At 60.2% G+C, this 22,732-nt stretch carries 20 protein-coding genes and 1 tRNA gene; 14 read left to right on the top strand and 7 right to left on the bottom strand.

The window, feature by feature from the left end:
- Nucleotides 1–156 precede the first annotated feature (156 nt).
- Together ACL9RI_RS05120 and ACL9RI_RS05125 are read left to right on the top strand one after the other, a co-directional pair.
- Nucleotides 157–780, top strand: a complete 624-nt coding sequence (locus tag ACL9RI_RS05120) for a 2OG-Fe(II) oxygenase (protein ID WP_422725500.1) — start codon at nucleotides 157–159, stop codon at nucleotides 778–780.
- Between the two features lie 129 nt (nucleotides 781–909).
- On the top strand, nucleotides 910–1,356 hold the full coding sequence (locus ACL9RI_RS05125; RefSeq protein ID WP_183677572.1) for a CBS domain-containing protein: 447 nt from the start codon (nucleotides 910–912) through the stop codon (nucleotides 1,354–1,356).
- A 68-nt stretch (nucleotides 1,357–1,424) separates the two neighbouring features.
- On the opposite strand, the gene ACL9RI_RS05130 is transcribed toward ACL9RI_RS05125, so the two are convergent.
- Nucleotides 1,425–2,129 (bottom strand): epoxyqueuosine reductase QueH, encoded by a 705-nt coding sequence (locus ACL9RI_RS05130; RefSeq protein ID WP_422725501.1) that lies wholly within the window; start codon nucleotides 2,127–2,129, stop codon nucleotides 1,425–1,427.
- Between the two features lie 172 nt (nucleotides 2,130–2,301).
- Here ACL9RI_RS05130 and metE point away from each other — a divergent pair, with 172 nt between their 5' ends.
- The gene (gene metE / locus ACL9RI_RS05135; RefSeq protein ID WP_422725502.1) at nucleotides 2,302–4,584 is read left to right on the top strand and encodes a 5-methyltetrahydropteroyltriglutamate--homocysteine S-methyltransferase; all 2,283 of its coding nucleotides are present in this window, start codon (nucleotides 2,302–2,304) and stop codon (nucleotides 4,582–4,584) included.
- A 22-nt stretch (nucleotides 4,585–4,606) separates the two neighbouring features.
- Here the strand turns inward: metE and ACL9RI_RS05140 are convergent, their stop codons facing one another.
- Nucleotides 4,607–6,868 carry a putative bifunctional diguanylate cyclase/phosphodiesterase gene (locus ACL9RI_RS05140; RefSeq protein WP_422725503.1) on the bottom strand — a complete coding sequence of 754 codons (2,262 nt, stop codon included), beginning with the start codon at nucleotides 6,866–6,868 and terminating at the stop codon, nucleotides 4,607–4,609.
- A gap of 465 nt (nucleotides 6,869–7,333) precedes the next feature.
- Between ACL9RI_RS05140 and aroC the strand changes: the two genes are divergently transcribed.
- Nucleotides 7,334–8,428: a chorismate synthase gene (aroC, locus tag ACL9RI_RS05145; RefSeq protein ID WP_422725504.1), complete on the top strand. Its 1,095-nt coding sequence runs from the start codon at nucleotides 7,334–7,336 to the stop codon at nucleotides 8,426–8,428.
- Between the two features lie 44 nt (nucleotides 8,429–8,472).
- On the opposite strand, the gene ACL9RI_RS05150 is transcribed toward aroC, so the two are convergent.
- Together ACL9RI_RS05150 and ACL9RI_RS05155 are read right to left on the bottom strand one after the other, a co-directional pair.
- Complete coding sequence (locus tag ACL9RI_RS05150) at nucleotides 8,473–9,969, bottom strand: HDOD domain-containing protein (protein WP_422725505.1); 1,497 nt, start codon at nucleotides 9,967–9,969, stop codon at nucleotides 8,473–8,475.
- Complete coding sequence (locus ACL9RI_RS05155; protein WP_422725506.1) at nucleotides 9,966–11,645, bottom strand: putative bifunctional diguanylate cyclase/phosphodiesterase; 1,680 nt, start codon at nucleotides 11,643–11,645, stop codon at nucleotides 9,966–9,968. The genes ACL9RI_RS05150 and ACL9RI_RS05155 overlap by 4 nt, the downstream gene beginning before the upstream one ends.
- Before the next feature lie 419 nt (nucleotides 11,646–12,064).
- Between ACL9RI_RS05155 and ACL9RI_RS05160 the strand changes: the two genes are divergently transcribed.
- From ACL9RI_RS05160 to ACL9RI_RS05175, 4 genes are all read left to right on the top strand, one after another.
- On the top strand, nucleotides 12,065–13,756 hold the full coding sequence (locus ACL9RI_RS05160; protein WP_422725507.1) for an isovaleryl-CoA dehydrogenase: 1,692 nt from the start codon (nucleotides 12,065–12,067) through the stop codon (nucleotides 13,754–13,756).
- Between the two features lie 154 nt (nucleotides 13,757–13,910).
- Nucleotides 13,911–14,561 (top strand): uracil phosphoribosyltransferase, encoded by a 651-nt coding sequence (gene upp / locus ACL9RI_RS05165; RefSeq protein WP_422725508.1) that lies wholly within the window; start codon nucleotides 13,911–13,913, stop codon nucleotides 14,559–14,561.
- A gap of 35 nt (nucleotides 14,562–14,596) precedes the next feature.
- Nucleotides 14,597–14,959 (top strand): Hpt domain-containing protein, encoded by a 363-nt coding sequence (locus ACL9RI_RS05170; protein WP_422725509.1) that lies wholly within the window; start codon nucleotides 14,597–14,599, stop codon nucleotides 14,957–14,959.
- Nucleotides 14,960–15,253: 294 nt separating this feature from the next.
- Nucleotides 15,254–15,457 carry a cold-shock protein gene (locus tag ACL9RI_RS05175; protein WP_010398811.1) on the top strand — a complete coding sequence of 68 codons (204 nt, stop codon included), beginning with the start codon at nucleotides 15,254–15,256 and terminating at the stop codon, nucleotides 15,455–15,457.
- 111 nt (nucleotides 15,458–15,568) lie between these two features.
- Here the strand turns inward: ACL9RI_RS05175 and ACL9RI_RS05180 are convergent, their stop codons facing one another.
- A complete protein-coding gene (locus ACL9RI_RS05180) occupies nucleotides 15,569–16,468 on the bottom strand; it encodes a LysR family transcriptional regulator (protein ID WP_422725510.1) in 900 nt (299 codons plus the stop codon).
- A 211-nt stretch (nucleotides 16,469–16,679) separates the two neighbouring features.
- On the opposite strand from ACL9RI_RS05180, the gene aceB reads away from it, so the two are divergent.
- Nucleotides 16,680–18,278: a malate synthase A gene (aceB, locus tag ACL9RI_RS05185; RefSeq protein WP_422725511.1), complete on the top strand. Its 1,599-nt coding sequence runs from the start codon at nucleotides 16,680–16,682 to the stop codon at nucleotides 18,276–18,278.
- 77 nt (nucleotides 18,279–18,355) lie between these two features.
- Here aceB and gloB read toward each other — a convergent pair whose 3' ends face one another.
- Nucleotides 18,356–19,177, bottom strand: coding sequence for a hydroxyacylglutathione hydrolase (gloB, locus tag ACL9RI_RS05190; protein WP_422725512.1), 822 nt, complete (start codon nucleotides 19,175–19,177; stop codon nucleotides 18,356–18,358).
- A gap of 19 nt (nucleotides 19,178–19,196) precedes the next feature.
- Here gloB and ACL9RI_RS05195 point away from each other — a divergent pair, with 19 nt between their 5' ends.
- The 5 genes from ACL9RI_RS05195 (at nucleotide 19,197) to ACL9RI_RS05215 (ending at nucleotide 22,134) form a co-directional block, all read left to right on the top strand.
- Nucleotides 19,197–19,973, top strand: coding sequence for a class I SAM-dependent methyltransferase (locus ACL9RI_RS05195; protein WP_422725513.1), 777 nt, complete (start codon nucleotides 19,197–19,199; stop codon nucleotides 19,971–19,973).
- Nucleotides 19,966–20,403, top strand: coding sequence for a ribonuclease HI (rnhA, locus tag ACL9RI_RS05200; protein WP_422725514.1), 438 nt, complete (start codon nucleotides 19,966–19,968; stop codon nucleotides 20,401–20,403). Before ACL9RI_RS05195 ends, rnhA begins: the two co-directional genes overlap by 8 nt.
- Nucleotides 20,404–20,490: 87 nt before the next feature.
- The gene (gene dnaQ / locus ACL9RI_RS05205; protein ID WP_422725515.1) at nucleotides 20,491–21,204 is read left to right on the top strand and encodes a DNA polymerase III subunit epsilon; all 714 of its coding nucleotides are present in this window, start codon (nucleotides 20,491–20,493) and stop codon (nucleotides 21,202–21,204) included.
- 85 nt (nucleotides 21,205–21,289) lie between these two features.
- Nucleotides 21,290–21,364, top strand: a tRNA-Val gene (locus tag ACL9RI_RS05210).
- Nucleotides 21,365–21,591: 227 nt separating this feature from the next.
- Nucleotides 21,592–22,134, top strand: coding sequence for a hypothetical protein (locus ACL9RI_RS05215; RefSeq protein ID WP_422725516.1), 543 nt, complete (start codon nucleotides 21,592–21,594; stop codon nucleotides 22,132–22,134).
- Nucleotides 22,135–22,150: 16 nt separating this feature from the next.
- Here ACL9RI_RS05215 and ACL9RI_RS05220 read toward each other — a convergent pair whose 3' ends face one another.
- The gene (locus tag ACL9RI_RS05220; RefSeq protein WP_422725517.1) at nucleotides 22,151–22,711 is read right to left on the bottom strand and encodes a hypothetical protein; all 561 of its coding nucleotides are present in this window, start codon (nucleotides 22,709–22,711) and stop codon (nucleotides 22,151–22,153) included.
- Nucleotides 22,712–22,732: the final 21 nt, after the last annotated feature.

Below are 22,732 nucleotides of genomic sequence, written 5' to 3' on the forward strand. Positions count from 1 at the left end.
TGTTGACGACGGGGCGCGGTGGCGGTGATACGATGCCATGTCAGCGATATTCAGGCTGAGTCATCGTCCGCGCGCGTGCGCCGCGGGGTGGCCAGCGGCATTTCATGAAATCCTGGGCTTTAGACGCACTCATGCACTTCCACCAGGAAAGATCTTATGCCCGCAATATCGCTCGACGGCGCACTTGCCGTGCCTGCACTGTCGCCTTCGGATGGCTTGCGCCATGCCGGCTGGTGCATGCAAGACCATTTCCTGCCTGCCGATTTGACTGCGCAGCTGGCTGCCGAGTGCGTGTCAGCCATGCGCAGCGGCCAGATGAAGGGGGCAGGCGTGGGCAGCGGCCATGCGCCATTGTTGCAGCCAGCGATACGTGGCGACCATATCCAATGGCTGGAAGCGGGCAGGTCCGATGCCTGCGACCGTTATCTGGCCAGCATGGAAGCCTTGCACCAGCAATTGAACCGCGACCTGTTTTTAGGGCTGGATGAATACGAAAGCCATTTCGCCCTGTACGCGCCGGGCGCCTTTTACCGGGCGCATCTGGACCGGTTCCGCGATGACGACAAGCGCACCGTCTCCGTCGTGATCTACCTCAATGCCGACTGGCTGCCAGAACACGGCGGCGCGCTGCGCTTGCATCCGGAAGGCGAGTCTTCCATCGATATCTTGCCCGAAGCGGGCCGCATGGCGCTGTTTTTGTCGGGCGAGATGCTGCATGAAGTGTTGCCGACGATGCGCGAGCGCCTCTCTATTGCCGGTTGGTTCCGCCGCCGCGCCTAGGGCGTTTTAGCGCATGGGTAGGCTTGATTTGATTGCGCGCAAGGCTGGATTTTTTGATGGGCATAGGCTACAGTCGGTGTAAGGGCTTAAAATAACTAAAATACCACTCACGCGGACAGGAAGGCCATCATGAAAGTATCTGAAATTCTCCAAGTCAAGGGCAACATTCTTTACACGGTCACGCCTGACCATCCCTTGCTTGACGCGGCCAATACCATGGCCGAAAAAGACATCGGTTCGCTGGTGGTCATGGAATTTGGCGACCTGGTCGGCATGCTGACCTTCCGCGAAGTGCTGGTAGCGCTGCACGAAAACGCGGGCCAGCTCGGTAGCGGCACCGTGCGCAAGCATATGGATGACCACCCGATTACCGTCACGCCAGACACGGAAGTGAACGAAGTGCGCCGCATCATGCTGGAAAAGCATGCGCGTTACCTGCCCGTCATGAACGCCAAGACCCTGCTGGGCGTGATCTCGTTCTACGACGTGGCGCGCGCCGTGCTGGAAGCGCAAAGCTTTGAAAACCAGATGCTCAAGGCGTATATCCGCGACTGGCCAGCCGAAACGGCGGACTGAGCTTTACGATTGCTCCAGATGACAAAAAGCCAGCATCGATGCTGGCTTTTTTGCGCGCACGCGGCTTTTTACTTCTCTGCCGGCGTTTCCGCGACGGTTTCCGCGACTTGTTCCGTCACTTCGAGCGTGCCGTAAAACTTGACGCCCAGGTGGATGCGTTCACGGCCCATGGACACGCGGTGTTCGTTCGTGTCGCGCAGGGAGTAAACGCAGCCGCAATACTCTTGCTGGTAAAAATTCTCGCGCTTGCTGATCTCGATCATGCGGGCCGAACCGCCGCCCTTGCGCCAGTTGTATTCCCAGTACAGCATGCCAGGGTAATGGCTGGCTGCACGCACGCCGCTGCCATTGATCTGCTTCATATCTTTCCAACGAGAAATACCCAATGAACTGGTAATCACGGGAAAACCGTGTTCATGGGCATACAGGGCCGTGCGCTCGAAGCGCATGTCGAAGCACATGGTGCAGCGGCGGCCCCGCTCCGGATCGTTTTCCATGCCCTTGGCGCGGGCAAACCAGTTGTCGCGGTCGTAATCGGCATCGATGAACGGAATATTGAACTTTTCGGCAAAGCGGATATTTTCCTCCTTGCGCAATTCATATTCCTTGAGCGGATGAATATTCGGGTTGTAAAAGAAGATCGTGAAGTCGATGCCCGACGCCACCATGGCCTCCATCACTTCGCCCGAACAGGGCGCGCAGCACGAGTGCAGCAGCACCTTGTTGTTACCGCCAGGCCAGGCCAGTTTTTCGCGTGTGTATTCTTGTTGCATGATGCTGTTCCGTCAAGAGAGGGCGGACGCCTGACCGGTCTGGCGCGCCGCGTCGATAAAAGAGTGCGGGTATCGTTTCACATGAATTTAAATAATGGATGCATTAGATTTTACCATTATTATTAATGAATCGAAGTGTTTATGATAACTCCCATCCACACAAGGAGTTCTCATGATCACCACACATAATCTGGGTTTTCCCCGTATCGGCGCCAAACGTGAGCTGAAATTTGCCCTGGAAGACTATTGGAAGGGCGCCAGCACGCGCGAGGCGCTGGAAGGCGTGGGCGCGGAACTGCGCCAGCGCCATTGGCAAGACCAGCAAGTGCTCGACCTGGTGCCGGTCGGCGATTTTTCGTTCTACGATCAGGTGCTGGACATGAGTTTTACCTTGGGCAACGTGCCCAGGCGCGTGCAAGGCCTGGGCGGCGATGTGCTGGACAATTACTTCCGCGTGGCCCGCGGCCGAACGGCCAGCGACAGCGATTGCAGCTGCGTGCATGCCGGTGAAATGACCAAATGGTTTGACACCAACTACCACTACATCGTGCCTGAATTCTCGGCCGGGACCGAGTTTTCGCTGGACGCATCACGCCTGGTGGAGCAGATCGAACAGGCGCGCCGACTGGGCGCCAGGATCAAGCCCGTCATCATCGGCCCGGTCACTTATCTGTGGCTGGGCAAGGAAAAAGACGCGTCGAACAAGCTGGCGCTGCTGCCCAAACTGCTGCCCGTGTATGCAACGCTGCTGGCCACACTGGCCAGCCTGGGCGTGGAATGGGTACAGATCGATGAGCCGGTGCTGGTCACCGAACTCGACGCTAGCTGGAAACAAGCGTTCGTGACCGCCTACGATGCCTTGAAAGGCGGACCAGTCAAACTGCTGCTGGCGACGTATTTCGGCAAGCTGCAAGACAATCTGCCGCTGGCGGCCAGCCTGCCGGTGCAAGGCTTGCACGTGGACGCCATCAATGCCCGCGATGAAGTCGCGGCGCTGATCAAACAATTGCCGGCGCAGCACGTGCTGTCGCTGGGCGTGGTGAATGGCCGCAATATCTGGAAAACCGACCTGGCCGCGACCCTGGCATGGCTGGAACCTGTGCACGCTGCGCTCAACCAACGCCTGTGGCTCGCGCCGTCGTGTTCCCTGCTGCACGTGCCGGTCGACCTGGAGAGTGAACAGCAGCTGGAGCAGGAGATCAAGTCCTGGCTCGCTTACGCCTTGCAAAAACTGCATGAAGTGCAAATACTGTCGGCGGCGCTGAACCAGGGCCGCGCCTCGGTGCACGCCGAACTGGCCGCCAACGCCGCCGCTATCGCCGCCCGCCGCGTTTCGCCGCGCGTGCACAATCGGGCCGTCAAGGCTGCGGTGGCGGCGATTGAAAGCCGCCTGGGTCAGCGCCACAGCCCTTACGCCGAGCGCGCCCGCAAGCAATCGGCATTGCTGAAACTGCCGGCCTTCCCGACGACGACCATCGGCTCGTTCCCGCAAACGGCGGAAATTCGCCAGGCCCGCAGCCAGTACCGCAGCGGCCAGCTCGATGTTTCCGCATACCAGGCGCTGATGCAGGCGGAGATCGCCCGCTGCGTGCAAGCGCAGGAAGCGCTGGGGCTGGACGTGCTGGTGCACGGCGAAGCCGAGCGCAACGACATGGTGGAATACTTTGGCGAACAGCTGGACGGTTACGCCTTCAGCCAGTGCGGCTGGGTGCAGTCGTATGGTTCGCGCTGCGTGAAACCGCCTATTCTGTTTGGCGACATCAGCCGTCCCAAAGCGATGACGGTGGAGTGGAGCACCTACGCCCAGTCGCTGACCAGTCAACCGATGAAAGGCATGCTGACCGGCCCGGTGACGATCCTGAACTGGTCCTTCGTGCGTGACGACCAGCCGCGTTCGGTATCGTGCTACCAGCTGGCGCTGGCGATGCGCGACGAAGTGCTGGACCTGGAAAAGGCCGGCATCCGCGTGATCCAGATCGACGAAGCGGCTCTGCGCGAAGGCTTGCCGCTGCGCCGGGCGCAATGGCAGGAATACCTGGACTGGGCCGTGGCAGCGTTTCGCATCACGGCCAATGGCGTGGCTGACGAAACCCAGATCCACACCCATATGTGTTACTCGGAGTTCAACGACATCATTGCGCAGATCGCCGGCATGGATGCCGACGTGATCACCATCGAAACCTCGCGTTCGGACATGGAATTGCTGGACGCCTTCGATGACTTCAAGTATCCGAATCAGATCGGCCCTGGCGTGTACGACATCCACTCGCCGAACATCCCGGGCCAGGAGCAGATCGTCAAGCTGATGCAAAAAGCGGCGCAACGCATCCCGCCAGCCCGCCTGTGGGTCAATCCCGATTGCGGCCTGAAGACGCGTGGCTGGAAGGAAGTGATTCCTGCGCTGAGCAATATGGTGGCCGCCGCCAAAACCTTGCGGAGCACCGTCAAGGTTTAACAAGCATACCGGGGCCGGCGCTTCAGGCTGCGCCTTGCAGCGCTTCTTCGGTCAGCCATTTGCCCAGCGCGCTGGCCGTCATCGGGCGGGCGAACAAAAAGCCTTGCGCCATGGGGCAGCCCAGCGCCTGCAGGATTTGCGCCTGCCGTTCGTCTTCCACCCCTTCGGCGATCACGGCCAGGCCCAGGTTGCGGCCCAGCTGGATGACCATTTCAGCGATGCTGCTGCCGCGCGCCGAACCGGTGATTTCGGTGACGAAGGCGCGGTCGATCTTCAGGCGGTCGACCTGCAGGCGCTGCAGGTAGGACAGCGATGAAAAGCCGGTGCCGAAATCGTCGATGGCGATGCTCACGCCCGTCTGCTTGATTTGCCACAGCATCTTGATCAGGAGGTCAGGTTCTTCCATCGCCATCGATTCGGTGATTTCCAGTTCGATGAATTCGGGCGGCGCCTGGGTTTCTTCCAGCGCCAGGCGCAGCATTTCCAGGAACAGCGGGTGGCGAAACTGCACTTGCGAGACGTTGATCGACATGACGAAGTTGCGGTGGCCCTCGGCGCGCAGCCGCACCAGTTCGCGGCAGGCCGTGCGCAGCACCCATTCGCCCAGCTCGATGATGATGCCCGAGTATTCGGCGATGGGAATAAAACGGTCGGGCGAGATGAACTTGCCATCCGGCGTTTGCCAGCGCAGCAGCGCTTCGGCGCCCACGGCGCGGCGGGTGGACAGGTCGATCTGCGGCTGGTAGACGACAAACAGCTGGTTCTGGCTGAAGGCCGTGCGCAGCGCATGCATCATGCGCACGCGCTCGCGGATTTCGATGCCCATGCTGCGCGAAAAATAAAAGTGGCCGGCGCGCTGCTGGCTCTTGGCGCGCTTCAGGGCGATATCGGCATCCTTCAAGGCATCGGCGCCCGTGCCCGTATGCTCGCCCAGGCGCACCAGGCCCAGGGTGGCCGAGACCTGCACGTCCTGGCCATCGATGCTGAACGGCGTCTGGAACAGCGCCAGGATATTGGCCGGGTTCACTTGCGACGAGTCGCCCAGCACGCTGAAGATATCGCCGCCCAGGCGCGCCACCGTCAGTTGTCCGCCCAGCTGGGTTTGCAGCCGGCCCGCTACGGCCAGCAGCAGCAGGTCGCCAAACTGGTGGCCCAGCGCGTCATTGGTTTCGGCAAAATGGTCGAGGTCGACCAGCGACAGGGTCGCTTCGTCGCGCGCAGGGCCGGCCAGCGCCGCGTCGAGGATTTCCACCAGGCGCGTGCGGTTCGGCAGCTTCGACAGCTGGTCGTAGAAGGCCGCGTTATGCAGGTGCGTGACCAGTTCCACGTTATCGAGTCCTACCGCCACGTTGCTGCAAAAGACTTCGAGCAGGCTTTCATCGATGGCGCTAAGAGGGCGCGGCAGCAGCAGGAAGGCGGCCGCATCGCGGCTGGACTTGCCGGCAAAGTACAGGGTGGCGTAATCGTGGGCGTACACATTGCGCCGCTGTGCCAGCGTATGCTCGATGGCCTGCGTCACGCGGGCGTTGTCGATCTTGCACAAGGCGCTGTGCGGCAGGCTGGAAAAGATGCCGCTGCAGGCGCAGACGACCAGCTGCCGGCTGCCGTCGTCGAGCATGTCCTGCACGCACAGCACGCCGTCGGCGCGGATGCCCAGCAAGTCGGCGATCTGCGCCAGCGCGCCGGCCGAGAAATTCTGCACGCCGTGCAGCGCCATCAATTGCGTGCTGGCGTGGACGATCTGGTCCAGGCCGCGCCGGCTGCTGCTGATCGCCCGTATCTGCTCGTACGAGCGGATCGCCGCCGTGACGGTGGTAAACAGCTTGATGCGCGTCAGTTCGGACTTGGTCTTGTAATCGTTGATGTCGAAATCGCGGATGGCGTCGATTTCCGGCGCATAGCCGGGCTGGCCGGTGCGCAGGATGATGCGCACGTCCGTCATTTTCAGGGTTTCGCGGATATAGCGTACTAAATGCAGGCCAGCGTCATCCTGTTCCATCACCACGTCGAGCAGGATCACGGCGATGTCGGTTTCATGCTTGAGCTGCTCGCGCGCCTGCGCCGCCGAATAGGCATGCACGAATTCCAGCGGGCGGTGCTGCATTTCCAGGTTGCCGAGGGCGAAAGTGGTGGTGGAGTGGACGTCTTCATCGTCGTCGATGATCATCACTCTCCAGACGCTGCGCAGCGCGGCGGCGGGTGGCTGCGGTGCTTGCTCATCGAGGAATACCAGGTCGTCGTGATCGTCCTTGTTGGCATCAAGGGGCATGATCGGTTCAGGCATGTAATAGCTCTCCAGGATGACTTGATATTTTTTGCGAGCACATCAGAAATGTGCATGGCGTTGTTGCACCGCCTTGCCGTACTGGCGTACTGTCTTCGGCGGTGCGCCTAGCCCTGCGCATTTCTGATGTGCTCTCGGCGCATACCAAAAATCCAGGACCTTGCCTTGGGCATTTCTGATGTACTTTTGCTGCTTGCCCGATAAAAGTCGCATGTCGGGGATTTTGTTATACGCCCTCGTTCAAGTATATAGCGATTTAATAAGCACTATGCTTTTTTAAATCTATGCCGTGGGGCAATATTTTTGCGCTGGCATAAATACAACTGTAATATATAATTTTTGATATTTAAAATGCATCAACCCTTTCATTTCTCTGCACCATGTTGTAGAGAATGTGGCGATAGCAGTCTGGCGCGCCTTGTGGGCTGGTAGAATTGAGTTTTCCAGTCTTCACAATTTCCTATTATGTCCGGCAATTCATTTGGCAAGCTGTTTACTGTTACCACTTTCGGCGAATCGCATGGCCCGGCCATCGGCTGCGTGATCGACGGCTGCCCACCGGGCCTGGTCTTGTCGGAAGCCGATATCCAGCCTGAACTGGACCGCCGCAAGCCGGGCACCTCGCGCCACGTGACGCAGCGCCAGGAATCCGATACGGTCGAGATCCTGTCCGGCGTGTACCAGGGCGTGACGACGGGCACGCCGATCGCGCTGCTGATCCGCAATGAAGACCAGCGCAGCAAGGATTACGGCAATATCGCCGAAAGCTTCCGCCCTGGTCATGCAGACTATACCTATTGGCATAAATATGGCGTACGCGACCCGCGTGGCGGTGGCCGCTCGTCGGCGCGCCTGACGGCGCCCGTGGTGGGCGCGGCGGCGATTGCCAAGAAATGGCTGCTGCAGCAATACGGCACCACCTTCAAGGGCTGCATGAGCCAGCTGGGCGACATTCCCGTGCCGTTCGAATCCTGGGAACATGTACACGCCAATCCCTTCTTTGCAGCCAGTGGCGACGCCGGCCTGATCGCGCGCATGGAAGCGGCGATGGACCAGCTGCGCCGCGACGGCGATTCGATAGGCGCGCGTATCGACGTGATCGCGCAAAACGTGCCGGTCGGCCTGGGCCAGCCCATCTATGACAAGCTGGACGCCGACATCGCCTACGCCATGATGGGCATCAACGCCGTCAAGGGCGTGGAAATCGGCGCCGGCTTTGATTCCGTGGCGCAAAAAGGCTCGGAACATGGCGATGAGCTGACGCCAGAAGGCTTTATCGGCAATAACGCCGGTGGCGTGCTGGGCGGTATTTCTACTGGGCAAGACATCAGCGTGTCGATAGCCATCAAGCCGACCTCATCGATCCGCACGCCGCGCCGTTCGATCGATAAAGAAGGCAACCCGGTGATGGTGGAGACCTTCGGCCGCCACGACCCCTGCGTCGGCATCCGCGCCACGCCGATCGCCGAAGCCATGCTGGCCCTGGTGCTGATCGACCACGCGTTGATGCACCGCGCGCAGTGCGGTGATGTGAGTGTGGTGACACCGAAGTTGAAGTAATGTAAGTTCGTCGGATTAGCGCGGTCAAACCGCGCTAATCCGGCCTACGCCACTTTATTGGCGACCAGCTCCAATTGGTGGCGCATCTCCACCGACTGCACCAATAAAGCCCGGATATCGTTGATCAGGTTGAACTCCGTTTGGTTCAGCTGGATCGGCGGGAAACTGTCGTCCCAGTCGCCATACAAGAATCCCGTCGGGTGGCCGTTGGCCGACAGGGGCAGCACCACGAAGCTGCGCGCTTCCGGCAGGGTGGCCTTCCACCATTGCGGCAGCTTGGCGGCGAATTTCGGGTCGCGCGCATTGTCGATGAAGATCACGCGGTCGCTATTGAGGGCCGCATGAAACACGTTCGGCTCATAGGCATCGCCAAACACCATCAAATCCTGCAGGTCGGCCATGCCTTCGCCCATGCTGATGCGGGCCGAATACAAATGATCCTTGTGGTTGCGCACGAAGGCCACCGAACGCGAAAAGTCGAAGCCCTGGTGCAAGGTTTCCAGCGCCATCGACACCATCTGGCCAGGCGTAGCGCTGCCGATGGCGCCGCGCAGGTCGGCCAGGCCGCTGATCAGGATGCGGTTGCCTTCGGCCCGCAGCCGCGTCGACGCCAGCTGCTGCGCGCGCCGTTCGGCCGGTTTCGACAACGGCGCGATCGACAGGTCGGCCGCGGCCATCGCCTTGGCTTTTTCCACCGCGGCGCCCAGGTCGTCCACCTCGATGCCTAGCATGCCCGAATAATTCTCGATCAGCGCATGCACCTGTTCTGCGCCTGCCGCATCGTCATGCCATAGCGAGTCGGCGCAGCGCGCGGCCATGGTCGACAGGCCCGCCATCCAGTCGGCGCCGGTGGCTGGCGTGTCTGACGGGACCGCTTCCAGCGGACGCATGCCGCTGATCAAATGCTGCGGCAAGCCCCAATGGGCGGCCGTGGCGTAACCCACTTCGGGCAGCGACAGGCCGAGGATTTCACGCGCGGCCGCCGCTTCATTGCCGGGGCCTGCGTGCGCCTGCATGCGGGCCCAGAAATCGGTCATATAGAACGTCACCATCATGCGGCCCAGCGTGTGCAGCATGGAGCAGACCACGGCCTGTTCGGCTTGCAGGCTGCCGGCGCTGGTGGCCACCTGCTGCGCCACCATGCCTGCCAGCACGGCTTTTTCCATTTCGACGTGGGCGCTGACCGAGTCCGGCGTGGCTTGCGACAGTTCCTCGATCAGTTTCAAGCCCAGCGCCAGGTGGCCGATGGCGTCGATGCCCAGCACCAGCACGGCTTTCGAGACCGTGTTGACGCGCTGGCCGAAAGCCGAATACATGCCGCTATTGGCCAGGCGCAGCACCTTGTGCGTCAGGACCGGGTCCGACAGCACCGTTTGCGTCATGTCGAATTCATGGTCATCCTCGCCGCGCATGGCGCCCAGGATGGCGCTGATGGCCTTGGCGAAACCGGGCATGTCGCCTTGCTGGCGGGTGCGCGCCCAGAGCAGTTCCAGGGTGTTCTTGCCGAGTTGCGTCGGCGCCGTGTAGTGGCCTGGGTTCATGACACGCCTCCGCGCAGTTCATAGTCTGAGGGCGCGGAAACCAGCGCCGCATAGGTTTTTTCGCTCAGTGCCGCCAGTGCGGCATGGGCCGGCATCGGTTTGCCCGTCAGATAGCCTTGTATATAGTGGCAGCCGCGTGATTCCATGAAATGCATTTGTTCTTCAGTTTCCACGCCCTCGGCCACGACCGACAGATTCAAGTGCTTGGCCAGGTCGAGGATGGTGTTGCAGATCGCCGCGTCCTTGCTCGACGCGGGCAAATCCTTGATAAAGGTGCGGTCTATCTTCAGCACGGAAATCGGGAAGCGCTTCAGATAGGCCAGTGATGAGTAGCCGGTGCCAAAATCGTCGATGGCGATGCGCGCGCGGCGTTCCGTCATTTTAACGAGGATGGTTTCGGCATGCACGGGATCGATCATCAGGGTGCCTTCCGTGATTTCCAGCACCAGGTGCTCCCCTGACAGGCCTGAAAAGGCAATGGCGTCGTCCAGCACGTCGAGGAATTTGTCGTTGCGGAACTGGCGCGGACTGATATTGACCGAGATATACAGCGCCCGCTGCGCCACTTCCTGGAATTGCTTGAGCTGCACGCAGGCCGCCTTCAGCGCCCAGGCGCCCAGCAGGTTGATCAGGCCGTTCGCTTCGGCGATGGGAATGAAGCGCACGGGCGGCACCAGGCCCAGGGTAGGGTGCTTCCAGCGCATCAGGGTTTCGAAACCCTGGATCTGGCGCGTGCGCGCATCGACGATGGGCTGGTAGTACAGCAAGAACTCGCCCTCGCGCACGGCCTGGAACATGGCCGCTTCCAGCGAGATATCGTGTTCGGACGGGCCATTGAGGCGCGGGCTGTAGACCAGGCAGCGGGCCTTGCCGGTTTCCTTGGCGCGCGACATGGCCGCGTCGGCCAGGGCCACCAGGCGTACTTCGTCTTCCGCGTGCAGCGGGTAAATCGAGACGCCGACCGAGGCGCCCACGTAGATCGTGTGGCCATCGACTTCGAACGGCGCCTGCAAGGTGGCCAGCAGGCGGCCCGTCACCAGCTTGATTTGGGCGTCGGTAGCGCTTCCAGGCAGCACCGCGACAAATTCGTCGCCGCCCACGCGGGCCAGGGTGTCGCTGTCGCGCAGGGTCTTGCGCAAGCGCGCGGCGGCCAGGCGCAGCACGGCGTCGCCGACCGGGTGGCCCAGGCCATCGTTGACCTTCTTGAAGCCATCGAGGCCGATGGTGGCCACCGAAAAGCCCTGGCCCGAGCGCGCGGCCTGGGCGATCACCATGCGGATGCGGTCCGACAGCAGCAAGCGGTTCGGCAAGCCCGTGAGGGCATCGTGCGTGGCCATGTGGCGCAGCCGCTCTTCCGTATTGTGCTGGGCCGACGTGTCGCGCCCGACCACCAGCAGTTCGACGATGCCGGCCTGGTTGATATACGAAGAAATACGCAGTTCGAACCAGATTTCCTGGTCCGGCGTTTGCAGCCGCACTTCCAGGCGGCCCGGTTCTTCCAGGGCGTCTGCCAGCGCGGCCTGTAGCGCCGCGCGCGACGCTTCCGTGGCCAGCGGCAATAACAAATGGCCGGCCAGGCCCGCTGGCGCAGCAAACAAGGTGGCTGCACGCCGGCTGGCAAACAGGATCAAACCGTCCGCGTCGAGCCGGAACACGATGTCGCCTGCCTCTTCCATGAGGTTATCCAACTCTAGGCGAGCCTCGCGGTGGGCGGCGGATGGGGTACTGGAAAACATCGTGCTGGCTTTTACCTTATCGTTCAGTATTGGCCACCCCGCAATCGGCAGGCTGGCCAGGAAATTCACACCATCTTTATTACAGCTTGCTGGCTGCTTGCGCTATCAAATGTCAGGAGATCCAGACGAAATGTATCATTGAAAAGCCCCCAATTACATGAAATAAAGCAACATTCCTTCAGGTTGCCTGGGGGATTTCATAAATACCGCTTTCTTTTCCAAAAAAACCTTGTGTGACTGGCGCACGGCAAGCCGCTTGCCCTGGCCTGGTCTTTGCGCTAGTCTCGCTGACAGACGGTTTTTGCCTGCTGCCAGCTTGGCAAGGGCGCCATGATAGCAAACCGCACCGGAGACCCGCCATGAATGCTTACGACACGCATGAAGTTTTCAACCAGGCCACGCCCTTCGAAAACGTGAATCTGTTCAGCTGCGACCCGGCCCTGGTCGAGGCGGTGGAGCGCGAGGGCGGCGGCGCGGCGCTGCCGGAACTCGCGGCGCTCGGTGCGCAGCTGGGGCGCGCCGAGACCCTGGCGCTGGCGCGGCTGGCCAATATCCACACGCCGCAATTGCAGCAGTTCGACCGGGCGGGGCGGCGCATCGATGAAGTGCTGTTCCACCCGGCCTGGCATGAATTGATGGTCATCCTGGTCGGCGCCGGCGCCCATTCTTCGCCGTGGGCCGCGCCGGGGCCAGGCGCCCAGGTGGCGCGGGCGGCCACCTATCTGTTGGTGGGGCAAGTGGAAAACGGCACCCAATGCCCGCTGACGATGACTTATGCCTCGGTGCCGGCGCTGCGCCTGGCCACGCACCTGCCGCAGATCGCCGCGCGCTGGCTGCCGAAGATTTTGTCGCGCGAGTACGATCCCCGTTCCCTGCCGGTGGAGCAGAAACGCGGCGCCCTGATCGGCATGGGCATGACGGAAAAGCAGGGCGGCTCCGATGTGCGCAGCAATACGACATACGCCGAGCCCGTGCCTTTGCCTGAGGCGCAAACGCTGTTCGGCGAGCAGGCGGAACACGTCTGGCGCATCGTCGGCCATAAATGGTTTTTTTCGGTGCCGCAAAGCGACGCCCATCTGATCCTGGCGCAGACGGAACAGGGCAGCAGCGCCGGCCTGTCGTGCTTCTTCGTGCCCCGCTTCCTGCCCGATGGCAGCCGTAACCAGATCCGCGTGCAGCGCCTGAAGGATAAACTGGGCAACCGCTCGAACGCCTCGTCGGAAGTGGAGTTTACGGGGGCGTATGGCTGGCTGGTGGGCGCGCAGGGCAGGGGCATACCGACCATCCTGGAAATGGCCAGCCACACGCGCCTCGATTGCGTGCTGGGCAGCGCCGGCATCATGCGCGCCGCCTTGACGCAGGCCGTGCACCATGCGCGCCAGCGGGCCGTGTTCGGCAAGCCGCTGGTGGAGCAGCCCCTGATGCAGAACGTGCTGGCCGACCTGGCGCTGGAATCGGAAGCGGCCACCGCGTTTGCCTTGCGCCTGGCGCGCTGCTTCGATGAAAAGGACGATGCGCAGCAAGCCGTGCTGGCCCGCGTGCTGACGCCGGCCGGCAAATACTGGATCTGCAAGCGTGGGCCGGGCTTTGGCGCCGAAGCGATGGAAGTGCTGGGCGGCACCGGTTACGTGGAAGACGCGCCGCTGGCCCGGCTGTACCGTGAACTGCCCGTCAATTCGATCTGGGAAGGTTCGGGCAATGTGATGTGCCTGGACGTGCTGCGCGCCTTCGGCAAGTCGCCCGCCGCGCGCGAGGCGCTGCAGGCGGAACTGGCCCTGGCGGGCGAGGGCGAGCCTGCGTTTGTTGCATATAAGAATGCGCTGCTGGCCGACCTTGACGGTCCGCAAGCCGATGAATTCGGCGCGCGGCGCCTGGCCGAACGCATCGTGCTGGCCGTGCAGGCGGCCTTGCTGCTGCGCCATGCGCCGCCGTTTATTGCCCAGGCTTTCGTGTTGTCGCGGCTGGTGCAAGCGCCGGGAGGCGCGTATGGACGCTTGCCGGCAGGCACGGATTGCACGGCCATCCTGGCGCGGGCGTTGCGCGAATATTAAGCTTGAATATAGGCTGGCGTGCAATTATTCCTGAAATTCCAGCCACAGCGGCGCCGTGGGCTGGGATAATGCTGCAATCCATTATTTTATCGACCCCCGGCGCGCTGGCGGTGCAGCCATCCCGCCGCGCCGGGAACAAGAGAGAAAAAACAATATGAAACAAGATCCGCGCTTCCCCAATCTCTTTATTACCGACCATCCGCTGATCCAGCACAAGCTGAGCCACATGCGCGAGCACGACACCTCGACGCGTACTTTCCGCGAGTTGCTGAAGGAAATCACCTTGCTGATGGGCTATGAAATCACGCGCGACCTGCCGCTGACGACACGCGAAATCAAGACCCCGCTGATGACCATCGATGCGCCAGTGATTGCTGGCAAGAAATTGGTTGTCGTGCCTATCCTGCGCGCCGGCATCGGCATGAGCGATGGCTTGCTGAACCTGCTGCCATCGGCCCGCGTGGGCCATATCGGCGTGTACCGCGACCCGGCCACGCACATGCCCGTGGAATACCTGGTGCGCCTGCCAGACCTGAATGAGCGTACCTTCATCCTGTGCGACCCGATGGTGGCGACCGGCAATTCGGCCGTATATGCCGTCGACGTGCTGAAAAAACGCGGCGTGAGCGATGAGCAAATCGTGTTCCTGTCGCTGGTGGCCGCACCGGAAGGCGTGACCGTGTTCCAGAACGCGCATCCGAACGTCAAGATGTTTACCGCCGCACTCGATTCTCACCTGGACGACCATGCGTACATCGTGCCTGGCCTGGGCGATGCCGGCGACCGCATCTTCGGCACCAAATAATAATAGCTATCTTCACATCGCTCGCGAGGACTGTCATGGCTACCTTGATCGACCCGGATTTCCGCGCCCGTTTGCGCGCCTTGAATGACAAGTACGCCGCCGGCGTGCCAGGCTTGATGCAAGCCATCGCCACGGCGCGCGAGCGCTGCGATACGGAAGGGCCGCGCCTGGAGCCGTTGACGGCACTGCACCGCGCCTTGCACGCGGTGGCCGGTTCGGCCTCTACCTTCGGCTTTGCCGCGCTGGGACACGAGTGCCGGCGCCTGGAGCAGCTGGTGCGCGGCTTGCTCAATGCGCCGGGCGAGGTGCTGGCCGAATGGCCGGCGCTGAGCGCTCAGGTGGGGGACCTGCTGCGCTGGGCGGCGCACGATGCCGCCGCGCCCACCTACCAGGCGTAGGCTTTGGCGTGCGGCGTGGTCAAATTAATACATTTGATATAACGCAAAGCGTGCGCGCGAAGGATTGGGATATAGTGTCTCCATGCCGCTGGTACAGGGCGCCGCAAGACGGGGATTCGGCTATTAAAGTAGTGTTCGCAAGTTTATTTTGCGAAAGAATGGTTTTTCTCAGTTTTGTTGGTATAATTGGGCATCGTTGGATTCGAGGTAGTAGTGCAGTTTGTCTGTCATTTCTTTCTTGCTTCAAACGATATAACGGGCGCAAGCCCAACTTAACTGAAATAGGAAATTGTAATGGCAACTGGCATCGTAAAATGGTTCAATGATTCGAAGGGTTTCGGCTTTATTACCCCTGACGAAGGCGGCGAAGATCTGTTCGCTCACTTCTCGGCTATCCAGTCGAACGGCTTCAAGTCCCTGCAAGAGAACCAACGCGTTTCTTTTGAAGTGACTGCTGGCCCTAAAGGCAAGCAAGCTTCGAACATTCAGCCAATCTAATACGCTGGATCAAACGAAATAAAGAAATCCTCGGTCTCCGGGGATTTTTTTTTCGCCTGAAGGTTCGTGCTACAGGCGTTTTCACCTGGATTTTCCTTCCAGCTTCCCCCTCTAGCGCCAATAGCCAGCTTGCGCATAACTATGCCGCAGGAACTCGACAAACGCGCGGATGCGCAAGGGCAGGTGGCGGCGCTGCGCGAACACGGCGTAGATATCGTTGCCCGGTGCAGCATACTGGTCCAGTACGGTGACCAGTTTTCCTGAAGCGATCTCGGCGCCCACTTCCCACATCGAGCGCCATGCCAGTCCCTTGCCGGCCAGGGCCCAGTCATGCAGTACTTCGCCATCGTTGCACACCATGTTGCCCGTTACTTTCATGGTCACGTTCTTGCCGTTTTCGCGGAAAGTCCAGCCGCGCTGGCTGCCTTCGCTGCTGATCGCCAGGCAATTGTGCCTGGCCAGATCGGCGGGCGCCAACGGCGTGCCGGCCCGCTTCAGATAGGCGGGCGAGGCCACCAGCACGCGCCGGTTGTCGGCCAGCTTGGTGCTGACCAGCGAGGAATCGGACAGGCTGGCGATGCGGATGGCCACGTCGATGCCTTCGCCGATCAAATCGACCAGCCGGTCGTTCAGGTTCAGCGACACCGTCAAGTCGCGGTGCTCGGCCAGGAAGGAAGGCAGCAGCGGCGCCACGTGATGGCGGCCGAAGCCGGCCGGTGCCGAAATCAGCAGATGGCCACGCGCCTGCACGCTGCGCACGGCCACCGCCGATTCCGCGTCTTCCAGCTCGCCCAGGATGCGCTGGCAATCTTCCAGGAAGGCGGCCCCCTCATTCGTCAGCGCCAGCTTGCGCGTGGTGCGCTGCAGCAGCTTGACGCCCAGCCGCTCTTCCAGCGCATCGAGGCGCCGGCCTATCATGGCTGGCGCGATGCCTTCCGCGCGCGCTGCCGCCGACAGGCTGCCCTTGGCGACCACATCCACGAAGGTCGAGATTTGCCTGAATTGCCCCATGGCTGTTATTTTCCTCACTTGTGATAAAAACGCATGGATGAAGTGATTTTTAATCTCGTTTCCCTGCCTTATAGTGCATTACTATAAAACAAAAGCAGAGTGGAACGCTGTATTTCTTGCGAGCAGCAACCGTGCTTGCGCAGTCGTTCAGCTTATATTGCAGTGACCAGATTATTTTTCGCATTATCTTTAATCATCAATGGAGAGCATCATGACGCAGACCCCCATCGTCCTTCCCGACGGCATGCAAATTAGCGGTGACATCAAGCCTGGCTATGCACAGATATTGACTCCGGAAGCGCTGGCACTGGTGGCCAGGCTGGCGCGTGCGTTCGAGCCGCGCCGCCAGGAGTTGCTGGCCGTGCGCGTAGAACGCGCCAGGCGCCTCGATGCGGGCGAGCGCCCGGATTTCCTGCCCGAAACGGCGCATATCCGCGAGGGCGACTGGAAGATTGCCCCGATACCGAAAGCGCTGGAATGCCGCCGCGTGGAAATCACGGGTCCGGTCGAGCGCAAGATGGTGATCAACGCCTTCAATTCGGGCGCCGACAGCTATATGACGGACTTCGAAGACTCGAACACGCCGAACTGGGACAACCAGATCACGGGCCAGATCAATATGTTCGATGCCGTGCGCAAGACGATTTCGCTGGAGCAGAACGGCAAGTCCTACAAGTTGAACGACAAGATCGCCACCCTGGTCGTGCGTCCGCGCGGCTGGCACCTCGATGAAAAACACGTGCTGGTCGATGGCAAGCGCATTTCCGGCGGCATTTTTGATTTCGCCCTGTTCATGTTCCATAACGCCAAGGAACAATTGGCGCGCGGCGCCGGTCCGTATTTCTATCTGCCGAAAATGGAATCGCACCTGGAAGCGCGTTTGTGGAACGATATTTTCGTGATGACGCAAAAGGAACTGGGTTTGCCGCAAGGCACGATCAAGGCCACGGTGCTGATTGAAACCATCCTGGCCGCGTTTGAAATGGATGAAATCCTGTACGAATTGCGCGAACATAGCTCGGGCCTGAACGCGGGCCGTTGGGATTACATCTTTTCCTGCATCAAGAAATTCAAGTTGGACAAGGACTTTTGCCTGGCCGACCGCGCCAAGGTCACCATGACGGCGCCTTTCATGCGCGCCTACGCCTTGCTGCTGCTGAAAACCTGCCACAAGCGTGGCGCACCGGCCATCGGCGGCATGGCAGCCTTGATCCCGATCAAGAACGACCCTGAAAAAAATGACATCGCCATGGGCGGCGTGCGCAACGACAAGGCGCGCGACGCCACCGATGGTTATGACGGCGGCTGGGTGGCGCATCCGGGCCTGGTCGAGCTGGCCATGGGCGAGTTCACCAAAGTGCTGGGTGATAAACCGAACCAGATCGGCAAGCAGCGCCCTGATATCGACGTCAAGGCTTCTGATCTGTTGAATTTCCAGCCGGAAGCGCCGATCACGGAAGCAGGCTTGCGCTACAACATCAACGTGGGCATCCATTACCTGGGCAGTTGGCTGGCCGGCAACGGTTGCGTGCCGATACATAACCTGATGGAAGACGCCGCCACGGCCGAAATCAGCCGCTCGCAAGTATGGCAATGGATACGTTCCAGTAAGGGCGTGCTGGAAGACGGCCGCAAGGTTACGGCCGAGATGGTGCGGACCATGATTCCCGAAGAGCTGGCCAAGGTCCAGCGCGACGCCCCCGGCGGCAACGGCCCAACCTATGTGCGCGCCGGCCAGATTTTCGAGGAAATGTCGACCTCGGAGGAATTTGCCGAATTTTTGACTTTGCCGTTGTACGAAGAACTCTAAGTTTCAGTATTCAGGCCATAAAAAATCCCGGTCGTACCTTGCGGCGCCACCGGGATTTTTGCCGTAAAAACAAAAATTTAGAAATTGTTCTTCCACATGCGCAGTGCGGCAAAGGCTTCCACGGGCGACGCATCGGCCGCCAGCTTTCCTTCCACCTTCAGGCTGGCCAGGATGGCCGGTTCCTTGTAGCGCAAAAACGGATTGGTGGCTTTTTCCAGCGCGATGGTCGACGGCACGGTAGACAGGCCTTGCTGGCGTTTTTCCGTATCGATCGCTACACGTTCCTGCAGGGCAAGATTGCCTGGCTCGACGGCGCTGGCGAAACGCAGATTGGACAAGGTGTACTCATGCGCGCAAAATACCTCGGTATCGTCGGGCAGGGCGGCCAGCTTGCCCAGCGAGTCGGCCATTTGACCTGGCGTGCCTTCGAACAGGCGGCCGCAGCCACCGGCAAACAGGGTGTCGCCAGAAAACAGCCAGGGCGCGCCGCTGCGCTCGTCGCGCTGGCGCACGTAGGCGATATGGCCTTTGGTGTGGCCGGGCACGTCGATCACGGTCAGCTGCAAGTCCAGCTCGCGCACGTAGGCGACATCGCCTTCGGCCAGGGGTTCCGTGATGGCTGTGATAGCTTCATTGCGCGGACCGAACACGGGCACGGCGAAATGCTGCAACAATTCAGGCACGCCTCCGGTGTGGTCGGCGTGGTGATGAGTCAGTAAAATGGCGCACAATGTCAGTTGATGGGCTTTGAGCGCATCGAGGATGACCATCGCATCGCCCGGGTCGACCACGGCGGCATGCGTGCCGTCATGGATCAGCCACAGGTAGTTGTCGGCAAAGGCGGGAACGGCAAGTACCGATAAGGTGTGTGATAAGGTTTGTTCGGGGGAATGGATCATAGGCAAGAAAGAAAACTGAATGGACAGTGTGGCATCCGAAAAATCCATTATAGCGCTTGATGGCTGGTTACAAACACCGGCCGGTCTCTACGTGCGCGCGTGGGAACAGCAATGCCTCGATAGCCTGACGGCCGATATCTTCGGTTTTAATGCCGTGCAGATCGGTTTGCCGCAGTTCGACGCGCTGGCCGCCAACCGCATGCCGAACAAATGGCTGCTCGATTCCCGCTTGCCTCCGCAACCGGCTCAGGACAGCCGGGTCAAGCTGGTGGCTGCCTTCGACGAGCTGCCGTTCGAATCGCAAAGCCTGGACCTGGTGGTGTTGCCGCACGTGCTGGAATTTGCGGCCGAACCGCACCAGGTCTTGCGCGAAGTCGAGCGCGTGCTGATCCCGGAAGGGCGGCTGATCGTCTGCGGCTTCAACCCGGCCAGCCTGTGGGGCGCGCGCCAGGGCCTGGGACGCATCACGGGCCGTCATTACTTGCCGAAGGCGGGCGAGCTCATTTCCATGCCGCGCATGAAAGACTGGTTAAAATTGCTGAACATGGGCGTGAGCCGCAGCCATTTCGGCTGTTATGCGCCTGCGTGCAGGACGGAAAAATGGCTGCGCCGCAACGCCTTCATGGACAAGGCCGGCGCGCGCTGGTGGCCATATCTGGGCGCAGTGTATATAGTGCAGGCGATCAAGCGCGTCAAAGGGATGCGCTTGATCGGTCCGGCGTGGACCAAGAAACCGGCGACGGCCTCCGCAGGCGCGCCGGTTACCAATAAAAGGCGGGAGCAGCAAGATGGATAAGGTTGAAATTTACGCCGACGGCGCATGCAAGGGCAATCCCGGCACCGGCGGCTGGGGCGCGCTGATGGTTGCCGATGGCGCCAAGAAAGAAATCTATGGCGGCGAGTTGAACACGACCAATAACCGCATGGAATTGAAGGCCGTGATCGAAGCATTGACGGCGCTCAAGCGTCCTTGCCAGGTAGTGATGTACACCGATAGCCAATACGTGCAAAAGGGTATCAGCGAGTGGATCCACGGCTGGAAGGCGCGCGGCTGGAAAACCGCTGCCAAGGAACCCGTCAAAAACGTCGACCTGTGGCAAGCGCTGGACGCGGCCCAGGCCGTGCATACCATGGAATGGCGCTGGGTACGCGGCCACAACGGCCATCCGGGCAATGAGCGGGCTGATCAGTTAGCCAATATGGGTGTGGAAACCGTCAGATCGTGAGTTAAAAAGTAGCTGCAACATCGAAGCGAAGGGCACAGCTTTGTTATACTGTGTCCTTCGCTTTTTGCTTTTACGAATGAGTCTGCCATGCGTCAAATTGTTCTCGATACTGAAACCACCGGCCTGAACCCACGCACGGGCGACCGCATCCTGGAGATCGGCGCGGTCGAGTTGAACAACCGCATGCTGACCGGGAACAACTTCCATTACTACATCAATCCCGAGCGCGATTCTGAAGAGGGCGCCTTGGCGGTCCACGGATTGACCACGGAATTCTTGAGCGACAAACCGAAATTCGCCGAAATCGTCGAAGAATTCCGCGCCTACATCGCCGACGCCGAACTGATCATCCACAACGCGCCGTTCGATATCGGCTTCCTGAACGCCGAATTCAAGCGCCTGAGCCTGCCACCGATCCACGAGCACGTGCATGGCGTGATCGACACCCTGGTACAGGCAAAAGAAATGCATCCCGGCAAGCGCAACTCGCTCGACGCCCTGTGCGACCGCTACGGCGTCTCCAACGCCCACCGCAAGCTGCACGGCGCACTGCTGGACTCCGAACTGCTGGCCGACGTCTACCTGGCCATGACGCGCGGCCAGAACAGCCTCAGCATGGATGAAGAAGTGGAAGTGGCCGCCGACGGCGCCGTACTCGAAATCGTCCCCCTGGCCGAGATCATCTTCCAGCCCGCCAGCCCCGACGAACTTGCCGCCCACGAAACCACCATTGCCGGCCTCGACAAAGCCGTCAAAGGCCAATGCATCTGGACCGCCGTCAGCACGCCAGCGGCTGCTTGAAGCGCTGAAAAGCTGCACCAAGGAAAAATCCTGCCGCCAGCCCTTGCAGACGCCGCGTCACCTATGCGATAATTCGATCCGCTTAGGGAGGTTAGCTCAGGGGTAGAGCACTGCATTCACACTGCAGGGGTCGCAAGTTCGAAACTTGCACTTCCCACCAAGAATACGCTGCGATTATAGGAAAGCCGACACATTATGTGGTCGGCTTTTTTTATGCGTGTGTGATTTGTCTTTTGCGACGAAGTGATATGTGCGCCCATTTGGGGTTGTAGCGCAGGAGTGCAGGCCGAAAGATTTGAATCGCATCTTTCCTTTTGCTCGATTAGTTCTTGCTGTAAAACTTGCTATAAAGTATGTTTTACAAACTGAATAAATACGAGGAGAACAATGCACTACTACGGCATGAGCAGTTATAACGATATTGAGATTGGCGACTTGGTCGTGCTTGTAAACTCGCAGGCGGAACCTTATACAGTTGTGGCTATGTATCCTGGTGGCATGGTTGAGTGTCAGGGGCAGTCAGGCAGTTACAAGTATCAAGCCAGCGCACTGATGACAATTAAACGCCATAACGAGACGCTTCTGGCGAGTGTAAATAAGCGATGTGCGGGAGTCGAACGGTATGTTGAAAAGGCGTTGACCGTGCAGGAAGAGCTGGAGAGGCAGAGAAAAGAATATATTGATTCCCTTAACCGGAATGAATCTGAATGGCAACGTCGACTTGGTGCCGCAAAAGGCGAGATGGCGGTCCTTGAGCAAATAATCAGGGTATCGCGAATGAGGTCGGTTTTTTCAAGGAACCTCGGCAATGTCGGTGAGTTCTCCGGCGCTGATCTGGATGCGAAGCTTGTTAAAGCAAAAAAAGATGTGGAAAAAATTACCGAAGTTTTAAATTTTATTCATATGCGTGTGGTGAGAGCCCGTTACTGACAGGGCGTAGACGAAATCAACTCTTATAAACGAGTCTGTTGAGTAGCATGCGCGCTTCAGCCAACCCAACCCAGGCTGCCGAGACATCGAGTTTGCGGTCGTGATGCATCACCGTGAGGCGCCAGTGTTCAGTCCACGCATGGGTTGTTTCGACGACCCAGCGCATGAGAAGGGCCATGAACCCGGCATTCGTACCCGCAGGATACTCAGGGGCGATCGTTGGATCGTGTGGCGTTCTGGTCATGCCATTGGCTCGATGACGCACCACTTCAACGCGAATATGGTGCGCCTGCTCGATGGCATGCGCACATTTTCCGCCATACGCGCCGTTGGTATAGAGTTTTTCGAGGCGGGGGCTCTTGCCGCACGCTTGCGTCACCTCGTCTGCCGCCGCGCAATGAGCAATCGTATCGACGACGAGATGACGCGTGCGCCCTTTGACCTTCCTGTCAGCGTCAAACCCACTCTCGCCACCTTGTGGCGAGATGCGGGGGGACTGTGTACCAATCACTGCCGCACTTGGTGTGCTTGCCCGTCCCATCCGTACGCGCCATTGTTCGCGCAGCTGGCCTTGCATTTGTTCGAATACACCTACGCT

It is taken from the genome of Janthinobacterium sp. Mn2066 (genome assembly GCF_049319705.1).
Taxonomy (GTDB): domain Bacteria; phylum Pseudomonadota; class Gammaproteobacteria; order Burkholderiales; family Burkholderiaceae_D; genus Janthinobacterium.